Genomic DNA, 20,521 nt, shown 5'->3' with positions numbered 1-20,521 from the left:
CCGGGGGGCTCCTGTCCATGGGGGACCAGTTGGGGACCTGGGGGAACTGGGGGGTTGGGCTCGATGGGTGTGCGGCTCATGGTGGTCGATGACCACCGTCTGCTCGCCGAGGCGTTGGCCTCGGCACTGAAGCTGCGCGGACACCGCGTGCTCGCCGCGGCGGCGCCCGCCGCGGGGGCGGCGGAGCTGGTGATCACCAGGGCACCTGAGGTGTGTCTGATCGGCACGGCGACACCCGCCGAGCCGGGCATCTTCGACCCGGTCGTGAAGATCAAGCGTGAGCGACCGCAGGTGGCGGTGCTGGTCCTCGGCCCGGTACCGAACCCCCGCGGCATCGCCGCCGCCTTCGCCGCCGGCGCCTCGGGCTACGTACGCCATGACGAGCGCATCGAGGGCGTGGAGCGCGCCATCATGAAAGCCAGGGCGGGAGAGGCGGCGGTGGCCCCGCAGCTGTTGCAGGGCGCCTTCAGCGAACTCCTCAACCCGGCCGCCCAGCCGGACGACGAGGGCCAGCGGCTGCTGCAGATCCTCACGCCGCGGGAGGTCGAGGTCCTGGTCAGGGTCGCGGAGGGCGAGGACACCCGCCTGATCGCGGCCGGAATGGGCATTGCCCCGAGTACGGCGCGTACGCACGTACAGCGGGTGCTGATGAAGCTGGGCGTGGGATCGAGGCTGGAGGCCGCGGCCCTGGCGGCACGCACGGGGCTCCTGGACCGGGCCGGTCCGGTGCCGCCGCGTCCGCATCCGCCGATGGAGGCGCCCGAAGGGCCGGAGTGAACTCCGGCCACCGGGCACGATAGTTGCTCCGTTGCGTCTCGATGCCCTGTGGCGTCCTGCGTGGGTACGTCCGCGTTGTCCAGGTCCGCGTCCGAGACCGTGAGACACGGATCTGGGCGGAAGCTACGCCTCCAGTTCCAGAACTGAACAGCTGCGGTGGGGAAGTTTGTTTGATTGTGGTGTTGACCCACGTGAGAGCTTGTGGTTTGTTGTGTTCAGTTCTGTTTGATGGGTGCGCCTAGGGAGCCATCCGTGCTGCATGTCCCCGGGGGCAACCCCCGACCCCCGGCCGGTCAGGTCGGCTGCAGTACTCGGCGGCGCAAGAGGAAGGCTCGGTTCCGTGAAAAAGACCTCGACCCGGCTGGCCGACGGTCGTGAGCTCATCTACTACGACGCGCGTGATGACGCGGTCCGCGACGCGGTCGACCGTAGACCACTCGACGCCACCGTCACCACGTCTCAGGTGCGCCGCGACCCGCTGCTCGGCGACTCGGTCGCGATCGCCTCGCACCGCCAGGGCCGCACCTACCACCCGCCGGCGAACGAATGCCCCCTGTGTCCGTCCGAGGGCGACCGTCTCAGCGAGATACCGGACTCCTCGTATGACGTCGCCGTCTTCGAGAACCGCTTCCCCTCCCTCGCCGGAGACTCCGGCCGCTGCGAGGTCGTCTGCTTCACCTCCGACCACGACGCGTCCTTCGCGGATCTGACGGAAGAACAGGCAGGACTGGTCCTGGAGGCCTGGACCGACCGCACCGCCGAGCTGTCCCATCTGCCCTCCGTCGAGCAGGTCTTCTGCTTCGAGAACCGCGGTGCCGAGATCGGCGTGACGCTCGGACATCCGCACGGGCAGATCTACGCGTACCCGTTCACCACCCCTCGTACGGCCCTGATGCTGCGCTCGCTCGCCGCGCACAAGGAGGCGTCCGGCGGGGAGAACCTCTTCGACGGCGTGGTCGCCCGCGAACTGGCCGACGGCGACCGGATCGTGCTGGACGCCGAGCACTGGGTGGCCTTCGTGCCGTACGCGGCGCACTGGCCGTACGAGGTGCACCTCTACCCGAAGCGGCGGGTGCCCGACCTGCTGGGCCTCGACGAGGACGCCCGCACAGAATTTCCCCAGGTGTATCTGGAACTCTTGAGGCGCTTCGACCGGATCTTCGGCGAAGGTGAGCCCCCGACGCCGTACATCGCCGCCTGGCATCAGGCGCCGTTCGGCACGCTGGAGGAGTTCGAGGGAGTCAGCCGTGACGACTTCGCGCTCCACCTGGAGCTTTTCACCATTCGCCGCACTTCCGGCAAGCTGAAGTTCCTCGCGGGTTCCGAATCCGGCATGAGCGTGTTCATCAACGACGTGCCGCCGGAGACCGCGGCCCAGCGACTGCGAGAGGTAGCGAGTTCATGAGTGGGAAGTACCTGGTCACCGGCGGTGCGGGCTATGTCGGCAGCGTGGTCGCGCAGCATCTGCTGGAGGCGGGCCACGAGGTCGTCGTCCTCGACAACCTCTCGACCGGCTTCCGCGAGGGCGTTCCGACCGGTGCTTCCTTCGTCGAGGGCGACATCCGGGACGCTGCCAAGTGGCTGGACTCCTCCTTCGACGCCGTTCTGCACTTCGCCGCGTTCTCGCAGGTCGGCGAGTCGGTGGTGAAGCCGGAGAAGTACTGGGAGAACAACGTCGGCGGCACGATGGCCCTGCTGGAGGCCATGCGCTCGACGGGCGTCCGCAAGCTCGTCTTCTCCTCCACGGCCGCCACGTACGGCGAGCCGGAGGAAACCCCGATCGTCGAGTCCGCGCCGACGGCGCCGACGAACCCGTACGGCGCCTCGAAGCTCGCCGTCGACCACATGATCACCGGAGAGGCGGCTGCCCACGGCCTCGGCGCGGTGTCACTGCGCTACTTCAACGTGGCGGGTGCGTACGGCAGTTGCGGCGAGCGGCACGACCCCGAATCGCACCTCATCCCTCTCGTCCTCCAGGTCGCCCAGGGCAAGCGCGACGCCATCTCCGTCTTCGGTGACGACTACCCGACGCCGGACGGCACCTGCATCCGCGACTACATCCACGTCGCGGACCTGGCGGAGGCCCACCTGCTGGCCGTCGAGGCGGCCACCCCGGGCGAGCACCTGATCTGCAACCTCGGCAACGGCAACGGATTCTCGGTCCGCGAGGTCATCGAGACGGTGCGCCAGGTCACCGGGCACCCGATTCCCGAGGTGGCCGCTCCGCGCCGCGGCGGCGACCCGGCGGTGCTGGTGGCCTCGGCGCGGACGGCCCGTGAGCGGCTCGGCTGGAACCCGTCCCGCGCGGATCTCGCGGGGATCGTGGCGGACGCGTGGGCGTTCGCGCAGAACGTGTCGAAGGAGCGCTAGGTGGGCGTACGGGAAGGCTTCGAGGAGCTGTACGGGGCGGCCCCCGAGGGCGTATGGGCGGCGCCGGGCCGGGTCAACCTGATCGGCGAGTACACGGACTTCAACGAGGGTTTCGTGATGCCCCTCGCGCTGCCGCACACGGCGGTGGCGGCGGTCTCGCGCCGCGACGACGGCGTGCTGCGGCTGCACTCCGCCGACATCGAGGGCCCGGTCGTCGAGCTGCACGTGGACGAGCTGGCGCCGCTGACGAACACGAGCTGGGCGGCGTATCCGGCGGGTGTGGTGTGGGTCCTGCGCGAGGCAGGTCACACGGTGACGGGCGCGGACATCCACCTCGGCTCGACGGTGCCGACGGGCGCGGGCCTGTCCTCCTCGGCCGCACTGGAGGTCGTGACGGCCCTCGCCCTCAACGACCTGTTCGAACTCAGGCTCACGGGACCGGAGCTGGCCCGCGTCTCCCAGCGCGCGGAGAACGACTTCGTCGGCGTCCCCTGCGGCATCATGGACCAGACGGCGTCCGCCTGCTGTACCGAGGGCCACGCCCTCCACCTCGACTGCCGCGACCTCTCCATCCGCCAGGTCCCCTTCGACCTGCCCGCCCACGGGCTTCAGCTCCTGGTCGTCGACACCCGCGTCAAGCACGCCCTGGGCGACGGCGAGTACGCGGAACGCCGGGATGGCTGCGAAGAAGGCGCGCGCATCCTGGGCGTCTCGCACCTGCGGGACGTGGCGTACGACGACCTCGACGCCGCACTGTCCCGCCTGTCCGACGAACGAGTACGCCGCTATGTACGCCACGTCGTCTCGGACGACCACCGTGTGGAGCAGGTCATCGCCCTGCTGGACGCGGGCGACGTACGAGCGATCGGCCCCGTACTGACGGCCGGCCATGTGTCGTTGCGGGACGACCTCCGCATCTCCTGCCCGGAGCTGGACCTGGTCGTCTCCACGGCGAACCGGGCCGGTGCGCTGGGCGCCCGCATGACGGGCGGCGGCTTCGGCGGCTCGGCGATCGTGCTGGTGGGGTCCACGGACGCCGACACGGTCACCAAGGCGGTGGAGGAGGCCTTCGCCGCGGCGGGATTCACGGCACCTCGGGTGTTCGCGGCGGTGCCTTCGGCTGGGGCACGGCGGGTGGGCTGAGCCCCCTGGCGGGGTCTGGGGCGGAGCCCCAGCTTCAGGACGGGAACGGGCAGGGGCGGCGGGGGCGAAAACCCCTCGTCACCCCAACCGCTTCGTCAGCGTGTACTCCGTAACCCCCGGCGGATAGTCGGGGATCTCGCACACCACCTCGTAGCCCCGCTTCTTGTAGAACTCCGGGGCCTGGAAGTCCCAGGTCTCCAGGCGGGAGTGGCGGCAGTCGCGTTCCGTGTGGGCCAGTTGTTCCGCTCGGGACAGCAGGTGGGATCCCAGGCCCGTACCCCGGTGGGGGCCGTCGACCCAGAGGTACGTCACGTGCAGCCAGGTCGCCCAGGTGTGGCCGACCAGTCCGCCCGCAAGCTCGTCCCGCTCGTCCAGCGCCCAGAGCTGGAGCGGAAGCTCGCGTTCGTCAGGGGTTCCGCGGAGAGCACGGAGCACGGGAGAGGCCGCCGTGTTGGCGTCCCGGAGACGGGAACGCAGCAACTTGCCGAACTCTTTGTCGACTCCTGTCTCAATACGAAACATATGCCTCACCATAAACGTGCCGGACAATCAGTTCTGCAAATCCTCTTCCGCTCCTGCCGCCCGGCCTTACCCTGATGAGCAGCACCGGTGGGGGCCGGTGTTGATCAGGGGGCGAGACAGTCGGGTACGACGCCCGGAGTGGGGGTAGCAGTCCAGCACGGCGGCGGCCGTGTGGCTGCGGCACCCCGTCCCGGGGTCCTCGGGGTCCCGGAACAATCCGGGCGCCGTACCTGCGCCGGTCGTCCCCCGACCAGTGGGGGTTTCAGTGGTTCGCATCCGTGTCCTGGTCGTCGACGACCATCGCATCTTCGCCGAGTCGCTCGCGGCAGCTCTCGCCGCCGAGCCCGACGTCGACGTGTCCGCGGCCGGCAGCGGCCCCGCCGCGCTGCGCTGTCTGGAGCGCGCGGCGGCGGAAGGCCGCAGATTCGACGTGCTGCTCGTCGACGCCGACCTGGGCGGCAATGTGCCGGGCGTCCGCCCGGCCGTACCCGTGCACGACAACAACGAAGAAGGCCTGGTCGACGGCATCTCTCTGGTCGCGGGCGTCCGCTCGGGCCAGCCGGGTGTGCGTATCGTCGTCCTCGCGGAGAAGGACGACCCGCGCCGCGCGGCCCTCGCCCTGCAGGCCGGAGCCTCGGGCTGGGTCGCCAAGGACTGCTCGCTGTCGAGGCTGCTGACGGTCATACGAGGCGTGCTGCGGGACGAGACACATCTGCCGCCCGCCCTGCTCACGGGCGTGCTGCGCGAGTTGACCGCCGCCCGTAAGCACCGCACCGAGAGCGAGCAGCTCGTCGAGTCGCTCACGCCGCGCGAGCGCGAGGTGCTGCGGTGCATGGTCGCGGGCCTGGGGCGCAAAGCCGTCGCCGAGCGCCTGTTCCTGTCCCCGCACACCGTGCGTACGCATATGCAGAACGTGCTGGGGAAGCTGGGGGTCCACTCCACCCTCGCCGCCGTGGCGCTCGCCCGCCGCGCCGGGGTCGGTCCGGTCGACCTAGCCGGGGATGTTGTCGAACGGGGCGGTCAACTGGCGTAGCAGCCCGGCCAGTTCACCGCGCTGCGCACTGCTGAGCTCCGCCAGGATCGCCCGCTCCTGGTCGAGGAGTCCGGCCAGCGCCTGGTCCGCGCGGTCCCGCCCCTCGTCGGTCAGCCGCACCAGGACGCCACGGCGGTCACTGGGGTCGGGGAGGCGCTCCACCAGGCCCTTCTTCGCCAGCCGGTCGATACGGTTCGTCATCGTTCCGGAGGTCACCAGGGTCTGGGTCAGCAACTGGCCGGGGGAGAGCTGATACGGAGCACCGGCTCGCCTCAGCGCGGTGAGGACGTCGAACTCCCAGGGCTCCAGGCTGTGTTCGGAGAACGCCAGTCGGCGTGCGCGGTCCAGATGCCGGGCCAGCCTGCTCACCCGGCTGAGCACTTCCAACGGCTCCACGTCGAGGTCAGGGCGCTCCCGGCGCCACGCTGCGACCAGCCGATCGACCTCGTCCTCCATGGCGATCAGTGTAGTGGTTGTGTCGATGTGAAGTCTCTTGACGTCAAGATAGTTTGGGTGTGAGGCTGAAGGTCCCTCTCGGCCGCTTCAAGGAGGCCCACCAGTGCCCGCGCCCGCTCCTGCCTGGGACCCGAGCCAGTACCTGCGTCACGCGGACCATCGCGCCCGCCCGTTCGTGGACCTCCTGGCCCGCGTCCCGTCCCTGCCCGGGGACCCGGCCCGCATCGCCGACCTCGGCTGTGGCCCCGGCAACATGACCCGCCTCCTCGCCGACCGCTGGCCCACCGCGCGCATCACCGGCCTCGACAGCTCACCCCAGATGCTCGCCCGCGCCGAATCGCTGGCGGGCCCCACGCCGGGCGGCGGCCACCTCGGCTTCGCCGCCGCGGACGCCGGGACCTGGGCGCCGGCAGAGCCGTACGACCTGATCGTCAGCAACGCCACCCTGCAGTGGGTACCGGGCCACGTGGCCCGCTTCCCCGCCTGGGTGGACGGCCTCGCCCCCGGCGGCACCTTCGCCTTCCAGGTGCCCGGCAACTTCGACGCCCCCAGCCACCGCCTGATGCGTGAACTCGCCCACTCCGCGCGCTGGAAGGGCCGCCTGGCCGGAACGCTCCGCCACGACGGCGCGGTCCACGAACCCGCCGACTATCTCCAGGCCCTCACCGACCTCGGCTGTGAAGCCGACGTCTGGGAGACGACGTATCTGCACCTCCTGACGGGCGAGGACCCGGTCCTGGACTGGGTGAAGGGGACGGGTCTGCGTCCGATCCTGACGGAGCTGGGTGATGGGGCGGAGGCCTTCGTGGCCGAGTACCGCGCTGCCCTGCGCACCGCGTATCCGGCCGGGGATCAGGGCACCGTGTTCCCTTTCCGTCGCCTTTTCGCCGTCGCCCGGAAGGGGTGAGGGCGGCAGGTCGACCTCGGGGGTGCCGGGCCGGCTGATGTTGTGCAGATTATTGACGGCCGTTTAGGAGACGCCTATCTTCGCGATGTCCCTCCCCCCGCTCAAGGGAGACCCGCGATGCCCCCGTCCCCATCTGCCTCCCCACCCCCACCCCGCTCCCCGGAATCCGCGCGGCAATTGCGTCGCGTCGCGCTGTCCGGGCTCCTCGGCACCGCCGTCGAGTTCTACGACTTCCTCGTCTACGGGACCGTCGCCGCGCTCGTCTTCGGCGAACTGTTCTTCCCGGGTGCCGACCCCGCCGTCGGCACCATCGCCGCGTTCGGCACCTTCGCCGCCGGCTACGTGGCCCGCCCTCTCGGCGGCATCGTCTTCGGCCACTTCGGCGACCGGCTCGGCCGGAAGTCCATGCTGTTGCTGACCATGGGCCTGATGGGCGGCGCCAGCTTCCTCATCGGCGTGCTGCCCACGTACGAAACCGTCGGCGTCTGGGCACCCGTCATGCTCATCACCCTGCGCGTCGTACAGGGCCTCGCCATCGGCGGCGAATGGGGCGGCGCGACCCTCATGGTCGTCGAGCACGCCGGGGAACGGCGACGCGGACTGTGGTCCAGCTTCACGCAGATGGGAGCGCCGCTCGGCTCCCTCCTGTCGTCGGCCGTGGTCACCCTCGTCGTCACGCTGCCCCGGGACGAGTTCGCCGCCTGGGGCTGGCGCGTGCCCTTCCTGCTCAGCGTCGTCCTGCTCGGCGTCGGCCTGTTCGTACGCCTGAAGGTCGTCGAGAGCCCGCTGTTCGCCGAGGTGAAGAAGGAGCGCAAGGAGTCCCGGCTGCCCGTGGTGGACGTACTGCGGCGGCCCCGCCCGCTGCTGCTCGCCTGCTGCGTCGGCATCGGCGCCTTCACCGCACAGTCCCTGCTGACCAGCTACATGATCGCGTACGCCACCGGCATCGGCTACGCCCGCCCGCAGGTGCTGACCGCCCTCACCGTCTCCGCCTGCGTCGCGCTCGTCGTCCTGCCCTGCGCGTCCGCGCTGTCCGACCGGATCGGCCGCCGTCCGGTCGTACTCGCCGGTGCCATTGCCTCCGCCGCGCTGGCCTTCCCGGTGGTCGCCCTGGTCGACTCCGAGTCGCCCGGCCTGCTGATCCTGGCGATCGCCCTCGGCCACGGCGTCGCCCAGTCGACGATGTACGGCCCGCTGGGCGCGCTGCTCACCGAGATGTTCGGCACCCGCGTCCGCTACACCGGCGCCTCCCTCGGCTATCAGCTCGCCACTCTCGTCGGTGCCGGCTTCTCGCCGATGATCGCCGGAAGCCTGGTCGCCGCGGACGGCGGCGGCTCGACCTCGATCGCCCTGCTGCTGTGCGGCGGCGCCACCGTCACCGCGCTGACCGTCTGGTTCCTGCGCGAGACCCACCGCGACTCTCTAGCCGGAGCCGGAGCCGGAGCCGGAGCCGGAGCCGGGGCCGGATCCGGAGCCACCACCCCCCACACCCCCTCCTCCAAGGAGCCGATGACCTCGTGACTTCCCCCACCCGCACAGCCACCCGCACCCGCGCCCGCACGTCACGACCGCGTGGCACCGCCGCGCTTGCCGTCCTCCTGCTCGCCGCCGCGGCCGGCGCCACGGCTCCCGCGTACGCCGAAGCGCCCGCCGAGCACGTCGAAGGCACCCTCCCGTCCGGCGCCAAGTACGTCATGGACAAGCCCGCCGACTGGAACGGCACCGTCCTGCTTTTCAGCCACGGCTACCGGCCCGTCGGATCGCCCCTCGCCGCCCAGAACGCCCCCGACGACGCGACGAAGGCACTTCTCCTCGAGAAGGGCTACGCGCTCATCGGCTCCTCGTACGCCACCAACGGCTGGGCGGTGACGGACGCCGTGCCCGATCAGCTCGCCACTCTCGACGTGTTCACCGAGCGGTCGGGCGCGGCGCGGCGCACCATCGCCTGGGGGCAGTCGTACGGCGGCCTGGTCACCACCGCCATCGCCGAGCGGCACCCCGGGCGCATCGACGGCTCGCTCGCCATGTGCGGCCTCGTCCACGGCGGCGTCGCCAACTGGAACAACACCCTCGACCCCGTCTTCGCCCTCAAGACCCTGCTCGCGCCCGGCTCCTCCGTCCAACTGACCGGTTTCGCCGACCAGGCCTCGGCGGCAGCCGCCGCCGGCACCATGGGCAAGACGGTCACCGACGCCCAGGCCACACCCGAGGGCCGCGCCCGCATCGCCCTCGCCGCCGCACTGCACAACATCCCCGGCTGGAACGACGCCTCGCAGCCCGAACCCGCCCCGGACGACTGGAACGCCCAGCAGGCCAACCAGTACCAGGCCCTCCAGGGAATGCTGAGCCTGCCCGCGTTCAGCTGGCGCCAGGAGGCCGAGAGCCGGGCCGGCGGCAACATGTCCTGGAACACCGGCGTCGACTACACGAAGATGCTCCGCCAGTCCTCCGTCTACAAGGAGGTCACCGAGCTCTACAAAGACGCGGGCCTGTCCCTGAAGAAGGACCTGGGCGCCCTGAACCGGGCCCCGCGCATCAGCGCCGACCCCGCCGCCGTCGACTGGATGAGCCGCACCAGCTCGTTCACCGGCCGACTGCACAAACCGCAGCTCACCATCCACACCACCGGCGACGCCCTCGTCCCCGTACAGGTCGAGAGTGCCTACCGCAGGGCCGCCACGGCCGGCGGCTCGGCATCGCTCCTGCGCCAGGCGTACGTCGACAACCCCGGCCACTGCACCTTCAGCCCGGCCGAGCAGACAGCCGCGCTGCACACCCTGGAGAAGCGGCTCACCGCAGGCCACTGGAAGGGCGCGGATCCCGCGTCGCTCAACGCCACGGCCGCCGCCGCCGATCCCACGACCCCGGCCCGCTACATCCCGTACCGGCCCGCGCCGTACCCCCGCCCGTACGACCTGGCGCATCCGGCCGACCGCCGGTGACAGGTGCGTACGACCGCCCGTTCTTTCCCCGGCGCGGGCGGTCGTACGCTTACGGCTGTGGAGGACGACAAGCTAGACATGACGGCCACGACGGACACCTCTGATGCCGCTGACATGGCTGACGCCCCGCAGCCGCGCCCCCAGTCGCTCGTGCTCGCCTTCTTCGGCAACCACGTCCTGGACGAAGGCGACCTGTGCGTCTACTCCGGCAGCATCATCGACGTGCTCGCCAGGGTCGGGACAGGAGAGCAGGCCGTACGCTCCACGCTGACGCGGATGGTCAACCGGGGTCTGCTGCGGCGCCAGCGCGAGGGCCGCAAGATGTTCTTCGGGCTCACCCCGCAGGCGGTCCGGATCCTCGAGGACGGCGGACAGCGCATCTGGCGCGACGGCGCGGTCAACGAGGACTGGGACGGCACCTGGACCCTGCTCGGCTTCTCCCTCCCCGAGTCCTGGCAGCGCCAGCGCCACGACCTGCGTTCCCGTCTGACCTGGTCCGGCTTCGGTGCCCTCTACAGCGGGCTGTGGATCGCCCCGGGCCATGCCGACGTCCGCGGCGCCATCTCCGAACTCGGCCTCGACGCCCACGTCAAGGTCTTCCACGCCCGCGCCGACGCGTTCACCGACGTCGGCCTGATGATCCGCGAGAGCTGGGACCTGGAGAGCATCGCGGCGCGCTACGTCGCCTTCGACAAGCGGTGGGCGGCCGTGTCGCCACCGGCCGACCCCGTCGCCACGCGGCTCCGACTGGTCGCCGAATGGCTGCGGATCATACGTACGGACCCTCGGCTGCCGGTGCAGCACCTGCCCCCCGAGTGGCCGGCCCGCCAGGCCCAGGAGACGTTCCGCCGGATAGCGGAGGAGACGGCGGGGTCCGCTGCGCGGATGGCCGCGCAGATGCTGGAGACGGTTCCGCTGCGCTCGGCTTGACCAGTTCGGCCCGGTGGCACGGTCCGGGGTGTGTGGTTGCTCGCGCCCCCGATGGGGCCCCGCTCGAGCGAAGTCGAGAGTGGGGCCAGGAGCCGCACAATGTTACAGCCCCGCGTCCCTGAGAGGGCGCTCCAGTGTCTGTCTCGTTTCCAGCGCAAACATTTCCCGCCCCGGCCAATTAGATGAACCCGTTCCGCTTCTGGTCGACCGGCCGAACGTATGCCCAATGTCACCTGTTTCTTCGGTGTAAATTCAGCCGGCGTTTGCTAAGGTTCGGATCCGCAGGGGGGTCTGTGACCAGGCGTGTTGTTTCTTGCCTTTCTCATCTGCTGCCGCTTTCTGGTGGCGTCGGCCTGCCCTGCTGCTGTTCCGCGGAGCGGCTCCGCTTCCTGAAAGGAATTCTTCGGGTGGTATACAGACTCCGGATTGTTCGAGTGAAGCCGAGAACGCTGTGAAGATCGCTTTCCTGATCAACAACGCGTATGGAATCGGCGGCACCATCCGCTCCACGGTGAACCTCTCGGCCGCGTTCGCCGACCGCCACGACGTCGAGGTCGTCAGCGTGCACCGGGTACGGGACGAACCGGCGCTCCCCTTCGACCCGCGCGTACGGCTGACCTCGCTGATCGACATGCGCGAGGACAGCCCGGGCTACGAGGGCGCGCATGAACTCACCCGGCAGCCCTGCACGATGTTCCCCGACACGGGAGCCGCCAAGTATTCGTCGAAGCTGCCGTACACGGGCCTCCATGACGAGCGCGTCGGCGGCTACCTCAAGGACACCGACGCCGACGTGGTGATCGCCACGCGCCCGGACCTCAACGGCTACCTCGCCCGAGACGGTCGGCCCCGCTATCTGCGGATCGGCCAGGAACACCTGAGCCTGGACGCCCACAACGACCTGTTGCGCGAGCATCAGAACAGAGCCGTCGCGGGCCTCGACGCCTTCGTCACCGTGTCCGAGGCGGACGCCGCGCAGTACCGCGCCGCACTGCCCGCGGTGACGACGCGGATCGTCTGCGTACCCAACGGCGTGCGCACCCCGGCCGTCCTCCCCTCCTCACTGGACTCCCGCGTCATCGTGGCGGCCGGACGTCTGATCGCCGTCAAGCGGTACGACCGGCTGGTCTCGGCCTTCGCCAAGATGGCCGCGGAGCATCCCGGCTGGACCCTGCGGATCTATGGACGCGGGCCGGAGAAGGCGAGGCTGCGGGAGCAGATCGACGGGCTCGGGCTGTACGACCGTGCCTTCCTCATGGGACCCGTGTCGCCCATCGAGACCGAGTGGGCCAAGGGTGCGATCGCGGCTGTCTCCTCCGACATGGAGTCGTTCGGCATGACGATCGTCGAGGCCATGCACTGCGGCGTCCCGGTCGTCGCGACCGACTGCCCGCACGGACCAGGCGAGATCATCACCGACGGCCGGGACGGACTCCTCGTACCGCTGTCCGGCGACGTCGACGCCTTCGCCGACGGACTGAAGCGCCTCGTCGCGGACCCCGAACTGCGCCGCTCAATGGCCGCAGGCGCCCGGGAGAAGGCCGCGACCTACGCCCCCTCCGCCATCGCCCGCCGCTACGAAGCGCTCATCGACGAACTGTCCCGCAAGCGCCGCCGCACTTTGGCCGACGGAAGCGCGACCCTGATCCGGCGCCTGAGCCGCACCGTCCTGTCCCGCCCGGCCGGGCCCACCGCCGTCCCGGAGAGCACCCCGCAGCCCGCCGCACACGCCCGCGCGACAGCGGAAGGCGGCCTGACCGTCCTGCTGGAGACGGCCGAACTTCCCGCCGGGCCCTTGGACTTCGTCCTGCGTCTGCGCCGCGACCCGGACAAGCGGGAGGTCCGCCTCCCCATGCTCCCGGACCCGGACTGCCCGGACACCGGCGCCCGCGTCACCCTGCACCGAGCCGAGCACAGCCTCGCCGAGGGCCGCTGGGACTGCTACGTCGCCCCGCGTGGCACCGGCTCCAGCACCCGCACGCGCCTCATCGCCCGGCTCGTCGAGCAGGCGCCTCTGCTCCGAAGCCCCCTCACCGTCCGCGAGCCCGACGGCGTGAGCGCGTGGATCCCGTACACCACCGCCGACGGCTTCCTCGCCCTGCGCACCTGGCTGCGGCCCGCCCACGCCGAGGCCCAGCAGATCGAGGTCGGCGAGCGCTCGGTCTCCGTCACCGTCTCGCTGCACGGGGCTACCGGCCTCGCGGCCGGGGCCGGGGTCATGGTGCAGGCGGTGTCCAGGACGGAGCGGGCGTACGACTTCTCCGTGCCCGCCAGTCCCGCAGGCGCCGACAGCATCCGCTTCACCGTCCGGTACGAGGAGGTCATGGCGCGGCGCACCACGGAACAGGACCTCTGGGATCTGCGGCTGTCCACCGCCGACGGGACGATCCCGGTGGGCAGGATCAGCGGGGACATCGTGGAGCGCAAGAAGACGGATGTCGTGCCGGCGGTCGTCCTCGACCATGCGCAGCGTGGTCGTACCCGGATCAGACCGTTCTTCTCCGCCACCAACGACCTGGCACTGAGCGCCCGCGACATCGAGGACGACTGAGAGCGGGAGTGCACCACCCGCCGAACCGGCCGCTCCTCAGCTCTTGCGGTGCCCGATGAGGCGCGGCTTCGCCTCCAGCCCGTCAAGGCCGTGCCAGGCCAGATTCACCAGATGGGCGGCCACCTCGGCCTTCTTCGGGCGCCGTACGTCCAGCCACCACTGGCCGGTCAGGGCGACCATGCCGACCAGGGCCTGGGCGTAGAGCGGCGCGAGCTTCGGGTCGAAGCCTCGGCTCTTGAACTCGCGGCCCAGGATGTCCTCGACCTGGGTCGCGATGTCGGAGATCAGCGAGGCGAAGGAACCCGTGGACTGGGGGATGGGGGAGTCACGGACGAGGATGCGGAACCCGTCCGTGTACTCCTCGATGTAGTCGAGCAGCGCGAACGCCGCCTGCTCGCACAGTTCGCGGGGGTGGCCTGCCGTGAGTGAGCTGGTCACCATGTCCAGCAGGCGCCGCATCTCACGGTCCACCACCACCGCGTACAGACCCTCCTTGCCGCCGAAGTGCTCGTACACCACCGGCTTGGAGACCCCGGCCTTCGCCGCTATCTCCTCCACCGACGTGCCCTCGAAGCCCTTGGCGGCGAAGAGCGTTCGGCCGATCTCCAGGAGTTGCTGGCGTCGCTCCGCCCCCGTCATCCGGGTCCGGCGCGCACGCCTGGGCTTGTCGTTGCTGGGTGTGCTGGAGTCGGCCACGCCGTCAATCATGCCGCCTCGGCGGCCTCTGTCTTCTGCCGGGAGCCCTTCCCATCGGGGTTCCGGCGGGAATCGATACGCGAGCGTGACGGCCAGCGCACGTCGTACGCCCAGCCGAGCATCTCGAACCAGCGGATGATCCGTGCCGAGGAGTCCACCTGTCCGCGCTCCACGCCGTGCCGGGCGGACGTCGGATCGGCGTGGTGCAGGTTGTGCCAGGACTCGCCGCAGGACAGTACGGCCAGCCACCACACGTTGCCCGAGCGGTCACGCGACTTGAAGGGGCGCTTGCCCACCGCGTGACAGATCGAGTTGATGGACCAGGTGACGTGATGCAGCAGTGCCACCCGGACGAGTGAGCCCCAGAAGAACGCCGTGAAGGCTCCCCACCAGGACATCGTCACCAGACCGCCGATCAGCGCCGGCAGCGCCAGCGAGAGCAGGGTCCACCACACGAACTGGCGGGAGATCGCACGGATCGCCCCGTCCTTGATCAGATCCGGCGCGTACTTGTCCTGCGGCGTCTGCTCCTCGTCGAACATCCAGCCGATGTGCGCCCACCACAGGCCCTTCATCAGAGCGGGGACGGTCTCGCCGAAGCGCCACGGCGAGTGCGGGTCGCCCTCGGCGTCGGAGAACTTGTGGTGTTTGCGGTGGTCGGCGACCCAGCGGACCAGCGGGCCCTCCACCGCCATCGAGCCCATGATCGCGAGCGTGATCCGCAGCGGGCGCTTGGCCTTGAAGGAGCCGTGCGTGAAGTAGCGGTGGAAACCGATGGTGATGCCGTGGCAGCCGAGGTAGTAGAAGAACACCATCAGACCGAGGTCCAGCCAGCTCACTCCCCAGCCCCAGGCCAGCGGTACGGCCGCGAGCAGCGCGAGGAACGGGACGGTGATGAAGAGGAGGAGCGTGATCTGCTCGATCGAGCGCTTCTGTTCGCCCCCCAGCGTGGCGGAGGGGAGCGAGGTGTCGTTGTGCGCCTTCGGGGCGTCGTCGATCACATCGGAGCTTGTGGTCATGGGGCGTCCCCTGTGGGGTTCGTGGATTGAGACGATGCCGGATGTACGGGCATACAGCGCTGTATGTCATGCCTACGGTTCCGTAACCTACGGCGTCGTAAGTATGGCAGCGCACAGCCCGGCGGCAAGAGGCCGAGAGTCTGCGCCTCCGCATCGAGACCTATCCTTGGAATCGGTCGGACAGCGCGGTCCGCTCTGTTTCTTAACTTCCCGGATGCCCTCTTGCTATGCGGCCACCGCTGCCGCAGGCCGACGGGTTCCGGGGGTTCCCCACTCAGCCGAGCCTCAGATGAGCTTCACCACTGCAAGGAGCCGCACCTGTGAGCAGTGCCGACGACCAGACCACCACGACCAGCAGTGAGCTGCGCGCTGACATCCGCCGCCTGGGCGACCTGCTGGGCGAGACCCTCGTACGCCAGGAGGGCCCCGAGCTCCTCGAACTGGTCGAGAAGGTGCGCCGCCTCACCCGGGAGAACGGCGAGGCCGCCGCCGAGTTGCTGCGCGGGACGGAACTGGAGACCGCCGCCAAGCTGGTCCGCGCCTTCTCGACGTACTTCCACCTGGCGAACGTCACCGAGCAGGTGCACCGTGGCCGCGAGCTGCGCGCCAAGCGGGCCGCCGAGGGCGGACTCCTCGCGCGTACGGCGGACCGGCTCAAGGACGCCGATCCCGAGCACCTGCGCGCGACCGTGCGGCATCTGAATGTTCGCCCGGTCTTCACCGCCCACCCGACCGAGGCCGCCCGCCGCTCCGTCCTCAACAAGCTGCGCCGGATCGCCGCCCTCCTCGAGACCCCCGTCATCGAGGCGGACCGCCGCCGCTACGACACCCGTCTCGCCGAGAACATCGACCTCGTCTGGCAGACCGACGAGCTGCGCGTCGTACGCCCCGAGCCCGCCGACGAGGCCCGTAACGCGATCTACTACCTCGACGAACTGCACGCCGGCGCAGTCGGCGACGTCCTCGAGGATCTGACCGCCGAGCTGGAACGCGTCGGCGTCCAACTGCCCGACGAGACCCGCCCGCTGACCTTCGGCACCTGGATCGGCGGCGACCGCGACGGAAACCCGAACGTCACCCCCCAGGTGACCTGGGACGTGCTGATCCTCCAGCACGAGCACGGCATCAACGACGCCCTGGAGATGATCGACGAACTCCGCGGCTTCCTCTCCAACTCCATCCGCTACTCGGGCGCGACCGAGGAGCTGCTGGAGTCCCTCCAGGCCGACCTGGAGAACCTCCCGGAGATCAGCCCCCGCTACAAGCGCCTCAACGCCGAGGAGCCCTACCGCCTCAAGGCCACCTGCATCCGGCAGAAGCTGGAGAACACCAAGCAGCGGCTCGCCAAGGGCATCCCGCACGAGGAAGGCCACGACTACCTCGGGACCTCCGAGCTGCTGCGTGACCTCACGCTGATCCAGACGTCCCTGCGCGAACACCGCGGTGCGCTCTTCGCCGACGGCCGCATGAACCGTACGATCCGCACGCTCGCGGCCTTCGGTCTCCAGCTCGCCACCATGGACGTACGGGAACACGCCGACGCCCATCACTACGCGCTCGGCCAGCTCTTCGACCGGCTCGGCGAGGAGTCATGGCGTTACGAGGACATGCCGCGCGAGTACCGGCACAAGCTGCTCGCCAGGGAACTGCGCTCCCGCAGGCCCCTCGCACCGACTCCGGCCCCGCTGGACGCGGCCGGACAGAAGACCCTCGGGGTGTTCGGGACGGTCAAGCGGGCGCTGGAGGTCTTCGGGCCCGAGGTGATCGAGTCGTACATCATCTCCATGTGCCAGGGCGCGGACGACGTGTTCGCCGCGGCCGTCCTCGCCCGCGAGGCCGGACTGATGGACCTGCACGCGGGCTGGGCGAAGATCGGCATCGTGCCGCTCCTTGAGACGACCGACGAGCTGCGCGCGGCCGACACCATCCTCGAGGGCATGCTCGCCGACCCCTCCTACCGGCGGCTCGTGGCGCTCAGGGGCGATGTCCAGGAGGTCATGCTCGGGTACTCCGACTCGTCCAAGTTCGGCGGCATCACCACCTCCCAGTGGGAGATCCACCGTGCACAGCGGCGGCTGCGCGACGTCGCCCACCGCTACGGCGTACGCCTTCGCCTCTTCCACGGCCGCGGCGGCACCGTCGGCCGGGGCGGTGGTCCCACGCACGACGCGATCCTCGCCCAGCCCTGGGGAACCCTCGAAGGCGAGATCAAGGTCACCGAGCAGGGCGAGGTCATCTCGGACAAGTACCTGATCCCCGCGCTGGCCCGGGAGAACCTGGAACTGTCCGTCGCCGCCACCCTCCAGGCCTCCGCCCTCCACACGGCCCCGCGTCAGCCCGGCGAGGCGCTGGCGCGCTGGGACGCGGCGATGGACGTCGTCTCGGACGCCGCCCATGCCGCGTACCGCCGCCTGGTCGAGGACCCGGACCTGCCCGCGTACTTCTTCGCCTCCACCCCCGTCGACCAGCTCGCCGACCTGCACCTCGGCTCCCGGCCTTCGCGGCGGCCCGACTCCGGTGCGGGCCTCGACGGGCTGCGGGCCATTCCGTGGGTGTTCGGGTGGACCCAGTCGCGGCAGATCGTGCCGGGCTGGTTCGGCGTCGGCTCCGGCCTGAAGGCGCTGCGCGAGGCGGGCCTCGACAGCGTCCTGGAGGAGATGTACGAGCAGTGGCACTTCTTCCGCAACTTCGTCTCCAACGTCGAGATGACCCTCGCCAAGACGGACCTGCGGATCGCCCGCCACTACGTCGACACGCTGGTCCCCGACGGCCTGAAGCACGTCTTCGAAACCATCGAAGCCGAACACGAGCTGACGCTGAGGGAGGTCCTCCGGATCACCGGTGAACAGGAACTCCTGGACGCCCAGCCGGTCCTCAAGCAGACCTTCACGATCCGGGACGCCTACCTGGACCCGATCTCGTACCTCCAGGTCGCCCTGCTGAAGCGCCAGCGCGACGCCGCCGCCTCCGGCGCGGCTCCCGATCCGCTCCTGTCCCGTGCTCTGCTGCTCACGGTGAACGGCGTGGCGGCGGGCTTGCGCAACACGGGCTGAGGTTCCGGGGGCCCAGCCCCCGGACCCCCGGTCCTCAAACGCCGGACGGGCTGATTTTCAGCCCGTCCGGCGTTTGAGGACGAGGCCGCTGGGCCGATGGGGGTCTGGCGGCGCAGCCCTCAGCGGGGTCCAGGGGCGGAGCCCCTGGTGGGCTCCGGGCGAAGCCCAGGGGACGGGAACGGGTAGGGGCGGCGGGGGCGGAACACCCTCACAGGGCCACGAACGCCGCCGTCAGCAACGTCAACCCCGCGCCACCCAACACCCACGCAAGCGCTGACAGCCGCAGTCCCCCTGCCACCACCAGCGAAGCGAGAAGCAGCGCTCCCCCAAGCGGAACCCATGCATAAAGCAGCCCGCCGGGCCCCGAACGGACCACCTCGTCGCTCCCGGGCTTCACCACCACCGCATACGTCTCGCCCTTCTTCGCCACCACCGTGCTCGAAATGGTGACCCGGTCACGAGGGGTCGACCCCTCGGACACCGGCGTGTACGACCCCGTACAGCGATCGTCCGCGCACCGAGTGACCGACATCGTCCCGCGCTCACGCCCCTTGGTGAGCATCACGTGCTGCGCGGTACCCCACGAGGCCCAGACACCGGCGATCAGCAGAAGCACCGCGACCGTCCCCATCGCCGCGAGCCGCCCGAACCGGAGCGCGGAGCCTGCGTTCGGGCGGGAGGTGAGGGCAAACATGGCGGAGATCCTTGGCCATCGCCCGGCGCCCGGTCAACTTCGACTTGCTCACACCGGGGACAAGTCAGGAGTTGTACGTACTCTGCGCCCGGGTCAGCCCATCGATCACCAGACACTCCACCGCATCGGTCGCCCGGTCCACGAAGTAGTCCAGCTCCTTGCGCTCCGCCGACGAGAAGTCCTTCAACACGTAGTCCGCGACCTGCATACGCCCCGGAGGCCGCCCGATCCCGAACCGCACCCGGTGATAGTCCGAACCCATCACCTTCGTCATCGACTTCAGCCCGTTGTGACCGTTGTCGCCACCGCCCAGCTTCAGCCGCAGCACGCCGTAGTCGATGTCCAGCTCGTCATGGACGGCGACGATGTTCGCGACCGGCACCTTGTAGAAATCCCGCAGGGCGTTCACCGGACCGCCCGACAGATTCATGTACGACATCGGCTTGGCCACCACCACCCGCCGGCTCCCCGGCCCGGGCGGCCCGATCCGACCTTCCACCACCAGAGCCTGCGCCTTCCCGGCCCGCTTGAACTTCCCCCCGATCCGCTCCGCCAGCAGATCGGCCACCATGAACCCCACGTTGTGCCGGTTCATCGCATACTCGGACCCCGGATTACCCAGCCCCACCACCAGCCAGGGGGCCCCTGCGTCGCTCGTCACGTGCATGTCTCCTTCATACGCGCAGAGCCGCCGCTCCCCGTAGGGAGCGACGGCTGACACTGCCGACTGCTGTGGGCAAACGTTCCGCAGGGCGGAACCGGTGGGCACAGCCCCAAGCGTCGGGCGCCCTCATCAAGAGCGGTACGGCAAGCAGGGTTTCCCTGCCGGTCAGGCTTCGGCGGGCTCGCCGGCGCCCTCGGCCTCCTCCGTCGGCTCCTCCGCCTGCGCGGCCAGAACCTGGAGGACAACCGCGTCCTCGTCGATGGCAAGCGTCGTACCGGGCGGCAGCGTGATGTCCTTCGCCAGGACGGAGTCACCCGCCGCCAGGCCCTCGATGGACACAGTGACCGACTCCGGAATGTGCGTGGCCTCGGCCTCGACCGGCAGCGCGTTCAGCACGTGCTCGAGCAGGTAACCGCCCGGAGCCAGCTCGCCCTCGGTGTGGACGTAGATCTCGACGTTGACCTTCTCGCCACTGCGCACCAGCAGCAGGTCCACGTGCTCAAGGAAGCCCTTGATCGCGTCACGCTGAACGGCCTTCGGAATCGCCAGCCGCTTCTTGCCGTCGATCTCCAGGGCAAGAAGAACGTTCGGCGTACGCAGCGCCAGCAGCAGATCGTGACCCGGCAGCGTCACATGCACCGGTTCGCCACCGTGGCCGTACAGCACACCGGGAACCTTGCTCTCACGGCGGATACGACGCGCCGCACCCTTACCGAACTCGGTACGCGTCTCGGCGGCGAGCTTCACCTCGGCCATGCTCATCA

The 20,521-nt window shown here is 70.0% G+C and carries 18 protein-coding genes; 11 read left to right on the top strand and 7 right to left on the bottom strand.

Going from position 1 to position 20,521, the window contains the following annotated elements; genetic code table 11:
• Positions 1-63: 63 nt before the first annotated feature.
• The 4 genes from ACFYO0_RS23695 to galK all read left to right on the top strand — a co-directional run bounded on the left by ACFYO0_RS23695 (position 64) and on the right by galK (position 4,290).
• Positions 64-777 (top strand): response regulator transcription factor, encoded by a 714-nt coding sequence (locus ACFYO0_RS23695; protein WP_388679241.1) that lies wholly within the window; start codon positions 64-66, stop codon positions 775-777.
• Positions 778-1,117: 340 nt separating this feature from the next.
• Positions 1,118-2,182: a galactose-1-phosphate uridylyltransferase gene (galT, locus tag ACFYO0_RS23690; RefSeq protein WP_388679238.1), complete on the top strand. Its 1,065-nt coding sequence runs from the start codon at positions 1,118-1,120 to the stop codon at positions 2,180-2,182.
• Positions 2,179-3,147: a UDP-glucose 4-epimerase GalE gene (galE, locus tag ACFYO0_RS23685; RefSeq protein WP_388679235.1), complete on the top strand. Its 969-nt coding sequence runs from the start codon at positions 2,179-2,181 to the stop codon at positions 3,145-3,147. The genes galT and galE overlap by 4 nt, the downstream gene beginning before the upstream one ends.
• Positions 3,148-4,290 (top strand): galactokinase, encoded by a 1,143-nt coding sequence (gene galK / locus ACFYO0_RS23680; protein WP_388679232.1) that lies wholly within the window; start codon positions 3,148-3,150, stop codon positions 4,288-4,290. It abuts the gene before it with no gap.
• Positions 4,291-4,368: 78 nt separating this feature from the next.
• Here the strand turns inward: galK and ACFYO0_RS23675 are convergent, their stop codons facing one another.
• Complete coding sequence (locus ACFYO0_RS23675; protein WP_388679230.1) at positions 4,369-4,812, bottom strand: GNAT family N-acetyltransferase; 444 nt, start codon at positions 4,810-4,812, stop codon at positions 4,369-4,371.
• 265 nt (positions 4,813-5,077) lie between these two features.
• Here ACFYO0_RS23675 and ACFYO0_RS23670 point away from each other — a divergent pair, with 265 nt between their 5' ends.
• Positions 5,078-5,845 (top strand): response regulator transcription factor, encoded by a 768-nt coding sequence (locus tag ACFYO0_RS23670; protein WP_344394962.1) that lies wholly within the window; start codon positions 5,078-5,080, stop codon positions 5,843-5,845.
• Here the strand turns inward: ACFYO0_RS23670 and tamR are convergent.
• The gene (tamR, locus tag ACFYO0_RS23665; protein ID WP_165263243.1) at positions 5,804-6,301 is read right to left on the bottom strand and encodes a MarR family transcriptional regulator TamR; all 498 of its coding nucleotides are present in this window, start codon (positions 6,299-6,301) and stop codon (positions 5,804-5,806) included. The genes ACFYO0_RS23670 and tamR overlap by 42 nt on opposite strands.
• Before the next feature lie 103 nt (positions 6,302-6,404).
• Between tamR and ACFYO0_RS23660 the strand changes: the two genes are divergently transcribed.
• From ACFYO0_RS23660 to ACFYO0_RS23640, 5 genes are all read left to right on the top strand, one after another.
• Positions 6,405-7,208: a trans-aconitate 2-methyltransferase gene (locus ACFYO0_RS23660; protein WP_388679226.1), complete on the top strand. Its 804-nt coding sequence runs from the start codon at positions 6,405-6,407 to the stop codon at positions 7,206-7,208.
• Between the two features lie 117 nt (positions 7,209-7,325).
• Positions 7,326-8,729: an MFS transporter gene (locus ACFYO0_RS23655; protein ID WP_388679224.1), complete on the top strand. Its 1,404-nt coding sequence runs from the start codon at positions 7,326-7,328 to the stop codon at positions 8,727-8,729.
• Complete coding sequence (locus ACFYO0_RS23650; protein ID WP_388679221.1) at positions 8,726-10,150, top strand: alpha/beta hydrolase family protein; 1,425 nt, start codon at positions 8,726-8,728, stop codon at positions 10,148-10,150. The genes ACFYO0_RS23655 and ACFYO0_RS23650 overlap by 4 nt, the downstream gene beginning before the upstream one ends.
• A 57-nt stretch (positions 10,151-10,207) precedes the next feature.
• Positions 10,208-11,080, top strand: coding sequence for a PaaX family transcriptional regulator C-terminal domain-containing protein (locus ACFYO0_RS23645; protein WP_388679219.1), 873 nt, complete (start codon positions 10,208-10,210; stop codon positions 11,078-11,080).
• A gap of 451 nt (positions 11,081-11,531) precedes the next feature.
• Entirely contained in the window at positions 11,532-13,631 is a 2,100-nt protein-coding gene (locus ACFYO0_RS23640; protein WP_388679216.1) for a glycosyltransferase family 4 protein, read from the top strand.
• A 36-nt stretch (positions 13,632-13,667) separates the two neighbouring features.
• Here ACFYO0_RS23640 and ACFYO0_RS23635 read toward each other — a convergent pair whose 3' ends face one another.
• Positions 13,668-14,339 (bottom strand): TetR/AcrR family transcriptional regulator, encoded by a 672-nt coding sequence (locus ACFYO0_RS23635; protein WP_344394972.1) that lies wholly within the window; start codon positions 14,337-14,339, stop codon positions 13,668-13,670.
• Complete coding sequence (locus tag ACFYO0_RS23630; RefSeq protein WP_388679214.1) at positions 14,336-15,346, bottom strand: acyl-CoA desaturase; 1,011 nt, start codon at positions 15,344-15,346, stop codon at positions 14,336-14,338. Before ACFYO0_RS23630 ends, ACFYO0_RS23635 begins: the two co-directional genes overlap by 4 nt.
• A gap of 320 nt (positions 15,347-15,666) precedes the next feature.
• Between ACFYO0_RS23630 and ppc the strand changes: the two genes are divergently transcribed.
• Positions 15,667-18,399, top strand: coding sequence for a phosphoenolpyruvate carboxylase (ppc, locus tag ACFYO0_RS23625; RefSeq protein ID WP_388679211.1), 2,733 nt, complete (start codon positions 15,667-15,669; stop codon positions 18,397-18,399).
• 208 nt (positions 18,400-18,607) lie between these two features.
• On the opposite strand, the gene ACFYO0_RS23620 is transcribed toward ppc, so the two are convergent.
• The 3 genes from ACFYO0_RS23620 to ACFYO0_RS23610 all read right to left on the bottom strand — a co-directional run bounded on the left by ACFYO0_RS23620 (position 18,608) and on the right by ACFYO0_RS23610 (position 20,513).
• A complete protein-coding gene (locus tag ACFYO0_RS23620; RefSeq protein ID WP_388679208.1) occupies positions 18,608-19,093 on the bottom strand; it encodes a hypothetical protein in 486 nt (161 codons plus the stop codon).
• A gap of 64 nt (positions 19,094-19,157) precedes the next feature.
• Entirely contained in the window at positions 19,158-19,760 is a 603-nt protein-coding gene (gene pth / locus ACFYO0_RS23615; protein ID WP_388679205.1) for an aminoacyl-tRNA hydrolase, read from the bottom strand.
• Between the two features lie 162 nt (positions 19,761-19,922).
• On the bottom strand, positions 19,923-20,513 hold the full coding sequence (locus ACFYO0_RS23610) for a 50S ribosomal protein L25/general stress protein Ctc (protein WP_388679203.1): 591 nt from the start codon (positions 20,511-20,513) through the stop codon (positions 19,923-19,925).
• Between the last annotated feature and the right edge of the window lie 8 nt (positions 20,514-20,521).

The organism is Streptomyces sp. NPDC006365 (genome assembly GCF_042870755.1).
In the GTDB taxonomy this organism is placed as follows: Bacteria; Actinomycetota; Actinomycetes; order Streptomycetales; family Streptomycetaceae; genus Streptomyces; species Streptomyces xiangluensis.
This window is presented reverse-complemented; position numbering and strand designations above follow the sequence as displayed.

What these genes read in the sequence shown, in the direction of transcription:
- pth (WP_388679205.1), bottom strand. Translation starts at nt 19,760, where the DNA reads ATGCACGTGACGAGCGACGCAGGGGCCCCCTGGCTGGTGGTGGGGCTG.
- galE (WP_388679235.1), top strand. Translation starts at nt 2,179, where the DNA reads ATGAGTGGGAAGTACCTGGTCACCGGCGGTGCGGGCTATGTCGGCAGC.
- ACFYO0_RS23630 (WP_388679214.1), bottom strand. Translation starts at nt 15,346, where the DNA reads ATGACCACAAGCTCCGATGTGATCGACGACGCCCCGAAGGCGCACAAC.
- ACFYO0_RS23610 (WP_388679203.1), bottom strand. Translation starts at nt 20,513, where the DNA reads ATGGCCGAGGTGAAGCTCGCCGCCGAGACGCGTACCGAGTTCGGTAAG.
- tamR (WP_165263243.1), bottom strand. Translation starts at nt 6,301, where the DNA reads ATGGAGGACGAGGTCGATCGGCTGGTCGCAGCGTGGCGCCGGGAGCGC.
- ACFYO0_RS23695 (WP_388679241.1), top strand. Translation starts at nt 64, where the DNA reads ATGGGTGTGCGGCTCATGGTGGTCGATGACCACCGTCTGCTCGCCGAG.
- ACFYO0_RS23675 (WP_388679230.1), bottom strand. Translation starts at nt 4,812, where the DNA reads ATGTTTCGTATTGAGACAGGAGTCGACAAAGAGTTCGGCAAGTTGCTG.
- ACFYO0_RS23655 (WP_388679224.1), top strand. Translation starts at nt 7,326, where the DNA reads ATGCCCCCGTCCCCATCTGCCTCCCCACCCCCACCCCGCTCCCCGGAA.
- ACFYO0_RS23635 (WP_344394972.1), bottom strand. Translation starts at nt 14,339, where the DNA reads ATGATTGACGGCGTGGCCGACTCCAGCACACCCAGCAACGACAAGCCC.
- ACFYO0_RS23620 (WP_388679208.1), bottom strand. Translation starts at nt 19,093, where the DNA reads ATGTTTGCCCTCACCTCCCGCCCGAACGCAGGCTCCGCGCTCCGGTTC.